14 protein-coding genes are annotated in these 15,153 nt (G+C 42.9%); 1 reads left to right on the forward strand and 13 read right to left on the reverse strand.

Annotated elements, in window-relative coordinates; translation table 11 throughout:
- Nucleotides 1–174: 174 nt before the first annotated feature.
- The 7 genes from PGQ33_RS10620 to rfbA all read right to left on the reverse strand — a co-directional run bounded on the left by PGQ33_RS10620 (nucleotide 175) and on the right by rfbA (nucleotide 5,657).
- The gene (locus PGQ33_RS10620) at nucleotides 175–546 is read right to left on the reverse strand and encodes a TIGR04086 family membrane protein (RefSeq protein ID WP_270205701.1); all 372 of its coding nucleotides are present in this window, start codon (nucleotides 544–546) and stop codon (nucleotides 175–177) included.
- Nucleotides 547–598: 52 nt separating this feature from the next.
- Nucleotides 599–1,147: a stage V sporulation protein T gene (gene spoVT / locus PGQ33_RS10625; RefSeq protein ID WP_022220492.1), complete on the reverse strand. Its 549-nt coding sequence runs from the start codon at nucleotides 1,145–1,147 to the stop codon at nucleotides 599–601.
- Between the two features lie 104 nt (nucleotides 1,148–1,251).
- Nucleotides 1,252–2,274 (reverse strand): aminoglycoside phosphotransferase family protein, encoded by a 1,023-nt coding sequence (locus PGQ33_RS10630; protein WP_022220493.1) that lies wholly within the window; start codon nucleotides 2,272–2,274, stop codon nucleotides 1,252–1,254.
- Between the two features lies 1 nt (nucleotide 2,275).
- Nucleotides 2,276–2,821 (reverse strand): dTDP-4-dehydrorhamnose 3,5-epimerase, encoded by a 546-nt coding sequence (rfbC, locus tag PGQ33_RS10635; RefSeq protein WP_044998736.1) that lies wholly within the window; start codon nucleotides 2,819–2,821, stop codon nucleotides 2,276–2,278.
- 7 nt (nucleotides 2,822–2,828) lie between these two features.
- Entirely contained in the window at nucleotides 2,829–3,752 is a 924-nt protein-coding gene (gene rfbD / locus PGQ33_RS10640; protein WP_022220495.1) for a dTDP-4-dehydrorhamnose reductase, read from the reverse strand.
- Nucleotides 3,746–4,744: a dTDP-glucose 4,6-dehydratase gene (rfbB, locus tag PGQ33_RS10645; RefSeq protein WP_008369702.1), complete on the reverse strand. Its 999-nt coding sequence runs from the start codon at nucleotides 4,742–4,744 to the stop codon at nucleotides 3,746–3,748. Before rfbB ends, rfbD begins: the two co-directional genes overlap by 7 nt.
- Nucleotides 4,745–4,760: 16 nt before the next feature.
- Nucleotides 4,761–5,657: a glucose-1-phosphate thymidylyltransferase RfbA gene (gene rfbA / locus PGQ33_RS10650; protein WP_022220496.1), complete on the reverse strand. Its 897-nt coding sequence runs from the start codon at nucleotides 5,655–5,657 to the stop codon at nucleotides 4,761–4,763.
- 191 nt (nucleotides 5,658–5,848) lie between these two features.
- Between rfbA and PGQ33_RS10655 the strand changes: the two genes are divergently transcribed.
- Nucleotides 5,849–8,173 (forward strand): rhodanese-like domain-containing protein, encoded by a 2,325-nt coding sequence (locus PGQ33_RS10655; protein ID WP_270205702.1) that lies wholly within the window; start codon nucleotides 5,849–5,851, stop codon nucleotides 8,171–8,173.
- 115 nt (nucleotides 8,174–8,288) lie between these two features.
- Here the strand turns inward: PGQ33_RS10655 and PGQ33_RS10660 are convergent, their stop codons facing one another.
- The 6 genes from PGQ33_RS10660 to PGQ33_RS10685 all read right to left on the reverse strand — a co-directional run bounded on the left by PGQ33_RS10660 (nucleotide 8,289) and on the right by PGQ33_RS10685 (nucleotide 15,128).
- Complete coding sequence (locus PGQ33_RS10660) at nucleotides 8,289–9,197, reverse strand: rhodanese-like domain-containing protein (protein ID WP_270205703.1); 909 nt, start codon at nucleotides 9,195–9,197, stop codon at nucleotides 8,289–8,291.
- Nucleotides 9,198–9,307: 110 nt separating this feature from the next.
- Nucleotides 9,308–10,669, reverse strand: coding sequence for a glycosyltransferase (locus PGQ33_RS10665; protein ID WP_330663258.1), 1,362 nt, complete (start codon nucleotides 10,667–10,669; stop codon nucleotides 9,308–9,310).
- Nucleotides 10,642–11,571 (reverse strand): rhodanese-like domain-containing protein, encoded by a 930-nt coding sequence (locus PGQ33_RS10670; protein WP_055156750.1) that lies wholly within the window; start codon nucleotides 11,569–11,571, stop codon nucleotides 10,642–10,644. The genes PGQ33_RS10665 and PGQ33_RS10670 overlap by 28 nt, the downstream gene beginning before the upstream one ends.
- A gap of 14 nt (nucleotides 11,572–11,585) precedes the next feature.
- Nucleotides 11,586–12,875, reverse strand: coding sequence for an LCP family protein (locus tag PGQ33_RS10675; protein ID WP_270205705.1), 1,290 nt, complete (start codon nucleotides 12,873–12,875; stop codon nucleotides 11,586–11,588).
- The gene (locus tag PGQ33_RS10680) at nucleotides 12,868–13,803 is read right to left on the reverse strand and encodes a glycosyltransferase family 2 protein (protein WP_022220925.1); all 936 of its coding nucleotides are present in this window, start codon (nucleotides 13,801–13,803) and stop codon (nucleotides 12,868–12,870) included. Before PGQ33_RS10680 ends, PGQ33_RS10675 begins: the two co-directional genes overlap by 8 nt.
- Entirely contained in the window at nucleotides 13,800–15,128 is a 1,329-nt protein-coding gene (locus PGQ33_RS10685; protein ID WP_270205706.1) for an undecaprenyl-phosphate glucose phosphotransferase, read from the reverse strand. The genes PGQ33_RS10680 and PGQ33_RS10685 overlap by 4 nt, the downstream gene beginning before the upstream one ends.
- Nucleotides 15,129–15,153 lie beyond the last annotated feature (25 nt).

Genomic DNA, 15,153 nt, shown 5'->3' on the forward strand with positions numbered 1-15,153 from the left:
AAATGTGTGAAACAAATGGGCAAAATCCAGTTTTTCTTTACAATCCTTACATTCATGCAAGTGCCCGGAGTCATTACTGCTCCTTCCGAAGCAACTGCTTCCTCCGGATTAAAAAATAAAAGTATCGCCCATATCCCTTGATACCGTCAACGCAAAAATTACATCTCCGCCCCTTCAGGACACCATACCACCGAGCATTCCGCCTGCCCCACAGAGGATCCAGGCGATCATCATCTGTATTCCACCCTGCACGCTCCGGTAGATCCCTGCTGAAATTGCAAGCAGGAGCAGAAAATAGAACATTCCAAGCATAAATCCCCTCAGGAATTTCCTTGTCTTCCCCATTTTTCCCATGGCAAATCCACCGGCAAATGTGGAAATTATGTAAACCGCAAGGATCCCGATCCGGACTGTTTTCTCGCTTAAGTCAAACTTATACAGTCCAAAGGACAGCCCGAGCAGCATCAGCATCGTAAGAAAGTAAGAAAGCATCAGTGCTTTCACAAGTCTTGTAAAACAGATATTTCCAAACAGCTTTTTTTCCATAAGAACCCCTCCTGTCCTTTTATACTATGAGAGATTCTTATGAAATATTCCTTTACTGTTCCATCTGTCGTCCCAGAAATCCTGCTGCGCAGAGTATCATCTTCTGTTCCAACTCACCGGGTTTTTTCCTGCCGTCCTTTGCCAGGATCACGACAGAACCGATCGCATCTCCGGCGCAGATGATCGGACTTACCACCTGCCATTTCAGTTCTGCATTCTGTCCCGACACGATGACCGTGAACTTCCGATCCATAGAGGATGCCAGAAACTGCTCCCTTCTTGCGATCACTTCCGCAAGCTGTCTTGTGATCAGCTGTTCCTGAAATTCTTTCTTCCCCGGTCCTGCTGCTGCAATCACCTGATCTGTATCTGTGATACACACCAGATATCCAAGCGTCTGCGCCAGACTTTCCGCATATTGGTCTGCAAAATTTCCCATTTCCCCAAGCGGTGAGTATTTTTTGAGAATGATTTCTCCTTCCCGGTCGGTGAAAATTTCAAGTGCATCACCCTCACGGATACGTAGCGTGCGCCTGATTTCCTTCGGAACGACAATTCTGCCAAGATCATCGATCCGGCGGACAATTCCTGTAGCTTTCATATTGATTCTATTCCTCCTGTGTTCCACATATTTTCCATAATTTATTCGATATGGGTAGTATGTGGAAAAACGTAGGATTTTATTACTCCGTATCCCTGAAATCTTTATTTATAATATCTTTCTTCGATCATATCCAGAAAATCCCGGTTTAAATAGTCTTCCATCTTTTTAAATGTTTCTTCGTTGCGGATCAGTCTTCCCGGCTCCTGATATTCTACCCACGCCATTGCACACCATGTAATTCCCCTGAGACACGTGATCGGAATAAAAATGTTCAGACGTTCTTCGATTCCACTCACATCAAATCTGCCATTTACCGCCTGGATATATTTTCTTGTAAAATCAGCCATCTCTTCTTCTGTCAGAATCACATCTGTTTTCCAGAAAGTTGTCGTTGGTGCAAGGAAATGCCCCAGATCCTGAACCGGATCACCATAAAGCGGCTTTTCCCAGTCAACCAGATAATTGTCTTTTCCTGCGCCATTCATCAGGAAATTTCCTGAATTCAGCTCTGTGTTAATACAGCATCTGTATCCACTATAATCCCGGATCTCATTGATCTTCTCCTGTCCCAGCTCCAGAAGACGCCGGATCTGTACTTTTTTCTTTTCTTCTCCCAGATCAGACTCGTAGTATGTCTGCACCATCTGATTACATTCATCCAGAATCGCCTGCAGTGGATTCGATGGCGATATCAGTCCATCCGTTTCTTTTACCGGAACACTGTGGATATCCGCAAGACATTCTGCCGCTTCCATCAGATTCTTCCGATAATCCAGTGCACTCCCTTCCAGAAACTCCATAACCATCACACCATACGGCAGTTCCTTCTTACTTCCATCTACAAAAACCGGCACTGGCGTCCGTCCTGAATCTGCCAGAAGCTCCAATGCATGATATTCGTATTCAATCTGATTTTCCAGATGCATCTGGCTTCCTGTATTGACACGAAGCACCAGTTTCTTTCCGGTCAGTGGGTGTACGAACCAGTAGTTGATATTATATTCGCCCTGTGCCAGTGGCTGATAGGTAATCTGAATTTCCTTCTGCTCTTCTTTCCCGATCCCGATTCCTTCCAGATAATGTTCTGTCTGTACATATTCTTTTAATCCCTGAATTCTTTCCATCTTATTCTCCCAGCCTTCCCCACTTTTTATCTTTTTCACTCATTCTGTATGGCACATCAAGCTCTGGCCATGCAACGTTGATCGTCGGATCGTTCCAGGCAATCCCGCCCTCATCATCCGGATGATAAAAATCCGTACATTTGTAGCAGAATTCTGCCTGGTCGCTCAGCACCAGAAATCCATGCGCAAATCCTTCCGGAATGTAAAACTGCTTTTTATTCTCTTCCGACAGTTCAATTCCATACCATTTTCCATAGGTGGCACTTCCTTTCCGGATATCCACCGCCACATCAAATACGGTTCCCCGGATCACCCGGACTAGCTTTCCCTGCGGATATTTCTTCTGAAAATGAAGTCCTCTCAGCACTGCTTTTCCAGAACCGGACTGATTATCCTGTACAAACTTCATCGTAAGTCCGGCTTCCTCCATATCCTTCTGATTATAAGTTTCCATAAAATATCCACGCTGATCACCATGCACCGACGGTTCGATCACGCAGAGTCCTTCGATTCCACCTGCATTTTTTTCTACCTTTATCTGTCCCATTTTCCTTTTATCCTTTTCTCTCTGCAAGAACTTCCTGCAAATATCTCTCCAGCGCATTCTTCCAGACCGGCAGTGGCTGAAATCCTTCTTCACAGATCCTTTTTCTGTCAAGTCTGCTGTTAAACGGTCTTGCTGCTTTTGAAATTCCATATTCTGCTGTCGTAACCGGAATCACTTTTACATCTGCATATTCTTTTTCACCAAGCTTCACAGCCTGTGCGAAGATTTCTTTTGCAAAATCATACCAGCTGACATATTCTCCTTCATTAGTCACATGATAGATTCCATATCGCTTTGTCATCGACAGATTTGCAAGAAATTTTGCAAGATCTGCTGTGTAAGTCGGCGTTCCAATCTGATCACATACCACTCGAAGTTCTTTCCGTCTTTTCCCCTGCTCCAGCATGGTCTTCACGAAATTATTCCCGTTTTTCCCGAATACCCAAGCGATTCGCACAATAAAATACTCTTTCAGTTCTGCTTTCACTGTCTGTTCACCCTGTAATTTCGTTTCACCGTATCGGTTCAGCGGCGAAAACTCCTCACAATCCGGTTCCCACGGTCTGCTCCCCTGTCCACCAAACACATAGTCTGTACTGATATAAACCATTTTAGCATGAATTTTCTGGCAGGCGGATGCAAGATTTGCTGTGCCCTTTCCATTAACTTCCCATACTTTTTCATAGTTTTCCGGCTCTTCTGCCGCATCCACCGCCGTCCACGCCGCACAGTGGATCACAATATCCGGTCTGAGCTTTTTCATTACTGCCTCGACTTCGTTTCTGTCTGTGATATCCATCTTCACATAACGACCTGCTGTTTTTCTCTTTTTGCTGCCGCTTCCCGTCACTTCATATCCCCGGTTTTCCAGTTCACGTACAACATCCTTTCCAAGCTGCCCGGCAGCACCCGTCACCAAAAACTTTAGCATTTTATTTTCATTTCCTTTTCTACGATCGGTCTCCACCACTCCTGATGATTCAGATACCAGTTGATTGTTTTCTTAATTCCTTCTGCAAAAGAAGTTTCCGGAAGCCAGCCAAGCTCTCTGTGGATCTTTGACGGATCGATTGCATATCTTCTGTCATGCCCTTTCCGATCCTCCACATAAGTAATCAGCTCTTCCGGCTTTCCAAGCTCCCTGCAGATCAGCTTCACAATATCAATATTCTTCATCTCGTTATGCCCGCCGACATTGTAAATTTCCCCTTCTTTTCCGTGACGCAGGATCAAATCGATCGCCCGGCAGTGATCCTTTACATAAAGCCAGTCACGGACATTTTTCCCATCACCATAGACCGGAAGCGGCCGGTCATGAAGCGCTTCGACGATCATCAGCGGAATCAGCTTTTCCGGCAGATGATATGGTCCATAGTTGTTGGAACAACGGCTAATTGTAACCGGAAGTCCATACGTTCTGTGATAGGACTGTACCAGAAGATCTGCCGCTGCCTTGGATGCACTGTACGGACTGCTCGTATGGATCGGCGTCTCTTCTGTAAAAAACAGATCCGGCCGTTCAAGCGGAAGATCCCCATACACCTCATCCGTAGAAACCTGATGATAACGCCAGATTCCATATTTCCGGCACGCATCCATCAACACTGCCGTTCCCTTTATATTGGTATCCAGAAAGACTTCCGGATTTTCAATCGACCGGTCCACATGACTTTCCGCTGCAAAGTTAACTACTATATCCGGGTGTTCTTCCTCAAACAGCCGGTATACAGTCACCCGATCCGTCACAGATGCTTTCACAAAACGGAACGCTGGATTTTTCATTGCTACTTCCAGGGTTGACATATGCCCTGCATAAGTCAGTGCATCCAGACAGATGATTTGATCCTCCGAATGCTTTTCCATCATATAATAAATAAAGTTGCTGCCAATAAATCCGGCGCCGCCGGTAACAATGATTTTCATAAACTCTCTCCCCTGTCTAAAATAGATTCTCTCTGAACTTTCCTTCTGCTACGTCATGCAAATATTGTCCATACTGATTCTGTCTGTATTTTTCACAGACTTCCAGCAGTGCGTTTCTGGAAATCCAGCCATTCATATAGGCAATTTCTTCCAGACATCCAATTTTCCGGTGCTGATGAGTCTCTACCGTCTTCACAAAATTGGTCGCATCTGTCAGACTCTCATGGGTGCCCGCATCCAGCCAGGTAAAGCCCTGACCCAGAAGCTCTACCCGAAGTCTTCCCTGTTCCAGATAGATCCGGTTAAGATCCGTGATCTCCAGCTCCCCGCGTCTGCTTGGCTTTAACTGTCCTGCATAATCGCTCACCCGGTTATCATAAAAATACAGACCTGTCACACAGTAATTACTTTTCGGATGTTCGGGTTTTTCCTCAATGGAAACCGCCTTGCCCTTTTCATCAAATTCCACGATACCAAACCGTTCCGGATCATCCACATAATATCCAAATATGGTTGCACCGTCTCCTCTCTCCGCTGCTTTTACCGCTTCTAAAAGACGTTTCTTAAGCCCATGCCCGGCAAACAAATTATCCCCCAGGATCATTGCCGCCGCATCATTGCCAATAAATTCTTTTCCTATTATGAACGCCTGCGCAAGACCTTCCGGTCTTTCCTGCACCGCATAGGTTAATTCGATGCCGAACTGATGCCCGTCCCCGAAAAGTTCTTCAAATCTCGGTGTATCCTGTGGTGTACTGATGATCAGGATTTCCCGAATTCCTGCACTCATAAGAACTGACAACGGATAGTAGATCATCGGCTTGTCATACACAGGTAAAAGCTGCTTGGATGTCACCATCGTAAGTGGATAGAGCCGGGTTCCTGATCCGCCTGCCAAAATAATTCCTTTCATTTTCATATCCCCGTTTTTCATTTTTATCTTTTTATTCTACCACGAAACAGCAGTTAGTTTAATAAAATCTCTCAATTATACCTATAGATTTTATCTATTCCGTTTTTATATATAGATTAAAACAATTATGAAATTTTTGTGAAAACTGTTACAATGTAATCGTAACCTAATTTTGAGAGTAAGGAGGAAAAATGAAAAGAAAATTATTACCAGTATTTCTGTCTTTCGCATTACTTGCGAACGGCTCTCTGACAGCTTTTGCCGCTGATCCGGTTGCTGATGCCGTTACAGAAAGTGATGTGCAGACTACTGTTTCAGAAGATCAGGAAAACCAGGAAGAAGTAACAGTTCCTGAAGGGGAAACTTCTGAAGAAGAAGCTTCTACTGAAGCTGATGATTCTAAAGAAACTTCGGATGTTATTACTGATATCGCTGGTCGCTACACAGAACTTGGCACAGATGGTAATCCTATAGATGGATCAAAAGCCATCGAAAATGCAAAAGCCGGCTCTGGTGTTATCGTAGATGTACGCACACCTAAAAACTACAACAAGGGACATATTGAAGGTTCTATTTCTGCACCAGTATTTACTTCTGATGGTGTTGTTAAGCGTTCCGATGAACCTACTGCTGTAGCTTTCACAGAAACTGTAACCGGAAATTCCGCTCTTGAAGGAAAAGAAATCTATGTTCTCTGCAACAGTGGAAACGCAGGTGCAAAAGCTGCTACTGTTTTATTAAACGCTGCAGGATATTCTCTTGACAACATTCACACTATTACTTACGGAGCAACAGGCCTTGAAGTTCGTTACGCATTCCTTGGAACAAACAACGCTGTAACCGGTGCTGAAGCCGTAGCTGCTGTTGATTCATCTGATGTAGTAATCATCGATGTACGTACAACAGAAAACTATGCAAAGGGACATCTGAAGAATTCTATTTCTCAGCCTGTGTTCTATATTGATGAAAAAGGCGAAGAGACAGTTACTCCAACAAATCAGGACGAATATTCAAAAGCTTTCGCAAAATATGTAACGAACAATCTTTCTACCTTTACAGGCAAAAAAGTATACGTTCTCTGCAACAGTGGTTCAAGAGGTGCAAGAGCCGCTACTGCTTTACTTGCAGACAACGGTGTTGACAAAAACACAATCTATACCATCACCGGTGGTGCGAAAGATGAAACTGTAAAAAGTGCTTTCGTAACTGTAGATGGTTACAAATTTGTATCCGGAAACGATGCTATTACAGCTGCAAAAGAAGGAACTGCATATGTCATTGATGTGCGTTCTACAAAAGCACAGGCTAAAACAGGCACTCTGAAAGGATCCATTTCACAGTCTCTGTTTGACGCCGACAACAAACTTGACACAGCTGAAGCTGAAGCACTTGAAAAAGCTTTCAAAGAAGAAATTACTTCCAAAATAACAGAAGACAAACCAATCTACATCATCTGCAACAGTGGTGCAAGAGGGGCTCAGAAAGCAACCAAACTTCTTGGAGAACTTGGCTATAACACAAGCACTAAGGAAGATGGAAAAGTATACACCATCACAAACGGTGCAAAAGGCCTGGAACTCCTGTACGCAATGTCAGGAACAGATGGAAATGCTGTAGACGGAAAAACAGCTGTTGCTGCTGTTGGAAAAGACGATGTAGCAATCCTTGATGTACGTGCAACAGGCAACTATGGTGCCGGACATTTGAAAGGTTCTATCTCAACACCAGTATTTAATGCTGATGGTGTTGCAAAAACTACAGATGACCAGCTTTCCAAAGATTTCACAAAATATGTAACAGACAACAAAGCCACTCTTGAGAAAAAAGATCTCTATCTTCTCTGTAACAGTGGTGCAAGTGGTGCAAGAGCTGCTACTGCTTTATTAAAAGCTGCCGGATATGATCTTGCAAAAGTGCATACTATCACTGGTGGTGCAAAAGATGCTGATGTAAACGCTGCTGCAATCTATGTTTCTGACACTCATGTAATCAATAAAATGGCAGATACAAAGAACTACCTGATTCTTGATGTACGTTCTACAGCTTCTTACACAAAAGGACACTTAAAGGGATCCCTTTCCCTTCCACTTTTTGACAAAGATAACAAACTTCCGGATGATCTCGCAAAAGCATTTACAGAATATGTAACTGCTCACAAAGCAGATTTTGAAGGAAAAACAATTTACGTTCTTTGCAACAGTGGAGCAAGAGGTGCTGCAAAAGCAACTCAGCTTCTCAAAGAAGCCGGAATCACCAACATCAAGGTATTCACCATCGAAAACGGTGCAAAAAGTGAAGTGATCCAGAAGCATTTTGTAACAGATCCTGTCGCTGATCCTGATACAAAGAAAGACAACAATGGCAAAGATAACAATAAAAACCAGAATAACGGTAAAACCACTACTGCTGCTACAACAAAGACAGGAGATACCGCTCCTATCGCTGCTCTCGCGGTTGCAATGCTCGCTGCTCTTGGCGCAATCATTGCATTCGGTAAGAAAAAAATTGTAAAATAATAATTATTCCCAAAAAGGTTACAAAAGCGGGACGTTGACTAAATTGCCAACGTCCCGCTTTTTCAAATCCATTCATATTCATACGATGTTCAGATCTCGTTGATCTGCTTCTCTTTTATTTCTCCAGATCTCCTTCCACACACCATCTGTAAAAAGATTCGTCATAGTTCTCTGAATTTTCAAAGCCACACATTTCCATTACAAGCTGCATATAAGCTGAACGGATTCCTCCGGTACAGTAAGTAATAATATGATCCTCTTTTGAAAGTCCTGCATCTTCAAACATCTTGGTCAGATCTTCATTACTCTTTAATGTACTGTCACTGTTAAACAAATCCGTATAACGGATCTGGATTGCCCCTGGAAGATGTCCCCCATTTTCCTCCCCATACATTGTCTTTCCATTATATTCTTTATCTGTACGGGTATCCACAATTTTACAGTCGTCATAAATCTCTTTCAGCTCATCCGTATTGATCACATGCGTTTCATCAATCGAATCAATTTCTACCGATACCGGTTTCGGCTCTGCTACTCCTTTGACAGTCTCAACTCCTGCTGCTTTCAGTGCTTTGATCCCGCCATCTACGATTTTCACATCCTCATAGCCTGCCGCGATCAGCTCCCATGCAATCCTGCCATCTTCTCCCCAACCTTTCTCCGCATTTGAAAAAAGCACGATTTCCTTATCTTTTGCCAGCCCAAGCTCTCCTAATCTTTCGCTCAGGCGCTTTGTATCAAGAATACATCCCCAGTTTGCATCCCCCGCTTCCCCGTCTTCGCAGGTTGCCAGATACTGCCATGTCGTTGCCACTGCACCTTTTACAGTACCTTTTTTCGCCTCATCTTCACCTCTTGCATCCACTACGATGATATCGTCCAGATTTTCTTTCACATAGTCGGCGGTTACTACATACTTTCCTTCAAATGGTTCACTGCTGTCTGATTTCGAATTCTTTGCACCACATCCTGAAAGTGATGAAATCGCAAGAATTCCTGCAAGAAATAATGCTGTTCTTTTCATAATCTTTTCTCCTCGTCTAATCTTCTTTCTTCTAACTATAGCATATCTTCAATCTATTCACTAATTGATTGTCCTTATCCCGGATTAAGTATATTCATCTTTTCTATAAATCACTTTTTCAGCAGACGCATGATTTTTCTCATCGGTTCTGTTATTTTCCAGCTGGTTGAATTTGCATATGTCTGGATCATTTCATCCTGCTCCCTGATCTTATCCTCATATTTCTTAAGCTGCCCTGTTTTCTGTTCCATCCGTCTGCCAAGTTCATCCAGCTGTTCTTCATAATGCGCGGCCTGCCTTCGCTGTCCTTCTATATATTCCTGCTGCTGTTCAATCGCTGCATTTTGTTTTTCAAGCTGTTCTTTCTGCTGCCCGATATACTCATCTTTCTGTTTGAGAATATCTTTATAATACGCCAGTTGCTGGCTTCCTTCTTCAATTTCACTTATCAGCCATGGCGTCTTATACATATGTTCTCCATTCCACTGATACAGATCAAAAATATCCAGATGAAAATGCTCTCTTAAAGTCTCCATTGCATTTGCTTCTCTCATAATCTGCCCCAGCATTTCCATCCCCGCTGCTTTCAGTCCCGGTACTTCCTCTATACATTTCATCAACCAGAATGCTTTTTCAAATTCCAGCTGTAAATGTGATACAGAATCCGGATTCCGGAAATCTTCCCGGAAAAACTGACAAAATTTTTCATCCGTCATCGATTCAACACAATTTTTCCGGATCATGACAGATTCATTAAATGCGCGGACTGAATTTTCTCTTGTTGACATACTGATCTGTTTCTTTCCTTTTATATTCCATTGAAAGCGGATCAGTCTCTCTTCCAGAACCGTGATCTCTGCTTCACTTACAATCCGAAGCCACAGATCATAATCTGCCAGCTGGCGATACAAAAGATTGAAATATCCGATCTTATCCAATACAGATTTTCTGACCAGAGCTGAGGGATGACAAAGAAAATTCCCAGATTGCAGAAGCGTATGCAGATATTCTTTCTGTGTCGAACACTTCCTGTCAAAAAGCTCTGCCATATCCCTGCATTCTTCTGACAGATCATTGCCACTTTCATCAACCAGATATACTCTCGTAAAACATGCCCCGAGCATCCGATCCTCTTCCATAACCGTCACTTGCTTTTCCAGCTTGTCCGGCAACCATGCATCATCGCTGTTCATAAATGCCACATAGTCTCCTTGGCAGTGATCAAGCCCCTGATTTGCTGCATAACAGTAAAACGAATTCCGATTCAGTTTAAAATATCTGATCCGTGGATCCTGATAGCTTTTAATCAGTTCTTCTGTTCCGTCGGTCGATCCGTCATCTACGATGACAAATTCAAAATCCGGATACGTCTGACAAAGTACGCTGTCAATCGCCTGTTTCAAACAAAATCTCCGGTTATAAGTACACATCAAAACGCTAACCATTATTCTACATCTCCAACAACAGCCCATCTCCAGAATGACTGATCATAATTGTATGTATGTTCAAATCCACACATTTCCATTACCAGCTGTGTATATGCCGAACGGATTCCTCCTGTACAATAAGTGACGATCTCATCATCTTTAGACAGTCCGGCATCCTCAAACATTTTTGTCAGTTCTTCATTGGATTTCAGATATCCCGCATCATCGAACAGATCCGTGTACCGGATATGAATTGCTCCCGGAAGATGTCCTCCCTTTGCCTCATCATACAGGATTGCTCCTTCATATTCTTCATCGGTACGCACATCCACAATTTTGTACTCGTCATAATTCTTCTGTAATTCTTCGGTTGTCATCACATGGGAATAATCAATTTCATCGATTTTTACTTCTGCCGGTTCCGGTTTGGATGCGAGGAACTGTGTCTTGATTCCACTGTCTTTCAACGCCTTCCATCCGCCATCTACCATCTTCACATCTTCATATCCGGCTGCCCGGAGTTCCCAGAGAAGTCTCGCATCATCTCCCCATCCATCTAGGGTCTCACCGATCAGAATAATTTCTTTATCCTTTGTAATTCCAAGATTGCCAAGAGTCTCTTCCAGCTGTTCCGGCTCCTGGATGCACCCCCATTTCTCATCTCCCTGTTTTCCTTCTGTAATACTCCAGTCCTGCCATACTGTAGCAATTGCACCTTTTACAGTTCCAAGGATTGCCTTTTTTTCTCCCCTTCCATCTACAAACAGCGTATTTTCATCTCCAACCTTGCTGATTGCATACTCCGGCTCAACGATCCACTCTCCCACAAAATGATTTTCATTGGATTTCTCTGCCGTACTTTCCGTCTTCTGTTTCTGTCCACATCCTGTCAGACCAATTGCTGCTACAAGCAATACACTGCATAACCACTTTGTTATTTTTCTCATTCCTTTTTCCTCCTTTAATCATCACCATAATAGTAATCTTCCTCATAATAATCCGGCGGTGTTTCTGTATCCGGCTGCTGTGGTTCTGTCACTGCTGATGAACCAGATCCACTGTCGGCTGATGAATTGCCAGAATCCGTTCCGGCATTTCCATCTTCCGTCACTTCTATATTACTTTCTATATGATTCGTTTCCTCAGATGTCTTGTCTTCCGACTTTTCATTCTCTTTTTCCGTCTCGTCTGTTTCCTCATATTTTCCACTGGAAAGCGCATCTTTTATTTCATCATCAATTCCTTTTACTGTCCCTGATACCTGATAATCTGTATCTCCAAACAGGAACTGATGTACTTCGGCAACATTGGATGCCAGTGTATCTGCGATTTCTGTACTTCCTACACCAGAAAGCATTTTGGAATACCTTGTATTTGGAAATCCAAGTGTTTCACCTACTTTATATTTTTGAAAATCTTTCGCATAATTCAGAATTTCAGTAAAAGAAAAATTGGTTGCAATCTGTGGAAAAACACTGTCAGCAATCTTATTGATCGTCGTCAGATCCATCTGCTGCAGCTTCTGCATGATATTCAGAAGGACGATTCTCTGACGCACTGTACGCTGCGCGTCTCCACCATCTGTATAACGGATTCTCGCATAAGAAACCGCCTGTACTCCATTCAGATGATAGCTACCTCCGACTTCCGGCTCAATCTTCTTATAACTTTTTCCGGTTACTTCAGAAGTCTCCACACAATAATTATTCATGTGGACTACTTCTGCATCAGTCAGCTCCAGATCCATTCCTCCCACCGCATCAATTACATCGACTAAGGCATTAAAGTTCACAGATACATACTTCTCAATGTTCATATCCATGTTCTCATTCAAAAGAGCAACACCCCCATCCGGTCCGAAATAAGAATAAGCTGCATTCGCCTTATTATAACTTCCATCTTTCAGCCGCATAAAAGTATCACGGTACACCGATACCATTTTCACTTCATAAGTTTCCTGATTCAAACTTACGATCATGATCGTATCACTTCGATTTCCTTTATCCAGCGAACCGTCCCTGGAATCCAGCCCGAATACTGCCACATTCAGGTATCCACTCTTATGTTCCACCTCTTCTGTAATCGATTCCTTCAGTGTTTCTTTTTTTACTTCGATTTTCTGGATTTTGTTCACTTTGCTGGCAGCATAACCAAATACGGCACCTGCCATCCCCAGAACAAGAATCAGCATCATGCAAATAATCCCAATAATCTTTTTCTTCCACGACCATCCTGCTATTTTTTTAAGCATCCTCATCATTCCTTCCTCTCCAGTAATTATGATTCATTGTCAGTTTCATGATGAAACTTTCCGGTAATTGTCGGTAATGTTTTCCCATCTGGTAGCCCAGATATTTGCACCCGCTTTCCACAAACAGCTGTATAATCTGCAAATATTTTCTTTCTTTTAAAAGCTTTTTCACAAGTGTGCAAATCAGGTGTATGCCTTCTTTCTCTGACTTTACTTTTTCAAATATTTCTGGATGACATGCCTGCGATACACCCTGGTCAAAATTTCTCCTTATCAGCTCTCTGTAAGTATACTCATGAGAATGAATCACCCGTGCATCTGCTTTATAAATAATCTTCCATCCATTTTGGATTGCTCCTGCTGCAAAGACCAAATCTTCATTGAAGATGACCGGATGCGGAAATCCTCCCAGTTCCAGATAGACTCCTCTCCGATAGGCAGCACACACATTGGAGCAAAAATAAGTTTTTATTCCCAGTTTTGGCAAATCCTTCTGCGATTTAATCTGGCTTTTTGGGGGATAATTGAAAACTCTCGTATATTTTTCCAACAGACCACAGTTCTGATCCGGTATCTGTCTGGCATAAGCTGCCACAGCATCCGGATGCTCATTTAATACTTCTGAAAGCTTTTCCAAAAGAAACGGATCTGCCGGAACTGCATCCTGGGTCATCATGACCACAATATCTGCATCTGACATCCAGATTCCCTGCTCTCTGGTTCTTCCATGATCAAATTCTTTTTCCAAAATCGGAATCTCTGTAACAGAAACCCGGTCTTTACAAACCGAAACATCCAGCTTTATCCCATCCCTGGTGTGTAACAGAATGATTTGCTCCGGAAGGTGCGTCTGTCTGCAGAGCCTATACAATACTTTATGCAGTTTTTCTGTCGGTCTGTAGACCGGTATGATCACATCTATCTTCATCTTCCGTCAAAAAATCCTTTAAAAATTGTCAGAATCAATATTTTCATATCAAATACCATTGTCCAGTTCTCAATATAGTAAAGATCATATTCGATCCGCTTCTCAATGGAAGTGTCTCCACGATATCCATTAATCTGCGCCCAGCCAGTCATTCCCGGATGCACCTGATGTTTTACCATATAACGTGGAATTTCATCCCGGAACTTTTGCACAAACTGTGGCCTTTCCGGTCTTGGTCCTACCAGACTCATCTCTCCTTTCAGCACATTAAAAAGCTGCGGCAGTTCATCAATACTCGTCCTGCGGATCAGCTTTCCAACCGGTGTAATCCTCGGATCATTCCTGGTAGACCATTCTGTTTTTTCCTCTTCTTCATCCTGCATGATCATAGATCGAAATTTGTACATATAAAATACCTGGTTATGCAGTCCAACTCTTTCCTGCCGGTAGATCACACTTCCTTCCTCTGTAAAGGCAACCACTAGCGCAGTAAGCAGCATGACCGGTGAAAAAAGAATGATTGCAACCGTTGCCCCAATCAGATCAACTGCCCTCTTTGCCGCCCTGTTCCGCATGATATTCAGTGGAACTCTGCGGACATGAATCACCGGAATCCCCTGCACATCCTCAATATAAGGCCTGGTAGAAATCACATTTCCAAAATCAGGAATCATTTTCGTGTGTACCCCTGCCTTCTCACAGACATCCACAATCCGCTCCAGTTTTCCATAATCCTCCGCACGAAGCGCAATCACAACCTCATCCAGTTCATTCCCCTCCAGTATTCTTTCCAGTTTTTCTTTATCTTTCAGATGGGCAAACACATGATATCCCCACTTTGGATTCTGTCTCAGTCTGTCCATATACTGTTCTGCTGCCTTACTCTCTCCGACCATCAGAATATGTTTCTGATTCATCCCCTGCTTTCGTATTTTCCACAGCACTGTACGGATCAGATATCTTGAAACAAATTCCAGGAAGATATTTACAAGAAAGAAAATGCACAGCATCTGTCTTGAAAAATGCTCCTGCTTTATAAAATAAAGTACCAGGATAAAAGCCATAAGACCAATCCCATTGGCACGAATGATATCCCACAATTCCTGCCTGTAACTTTTTATCCTTCTTGGCATATAAAGTTGAAAACTGCTATACAAAAGCAGATATCCAGGAATTATAAAAAACAGAGCTGAAAAATATGTTTGCACCGGCAGGACTCCTGCGTCCTGCACAAAAATCCCACTCCTGAATCTCAGATACCACGAGAAAAAATATGCGACAGCAATAATTCCTGCATCTACACATACCTGTGCTTTATTTAGCATCCGTTGATTGTTCTTTATCAAAATA

It is taken from the genome of Coprococcus sp. AM100_B19A, assembly GCF_027662015.1.
Lineage (GTDB): Bacteria > Bacillota > Clostridia > Lachnospirales > Lachnospiraceae > Allocoprococcus > Allocoprococcus comes.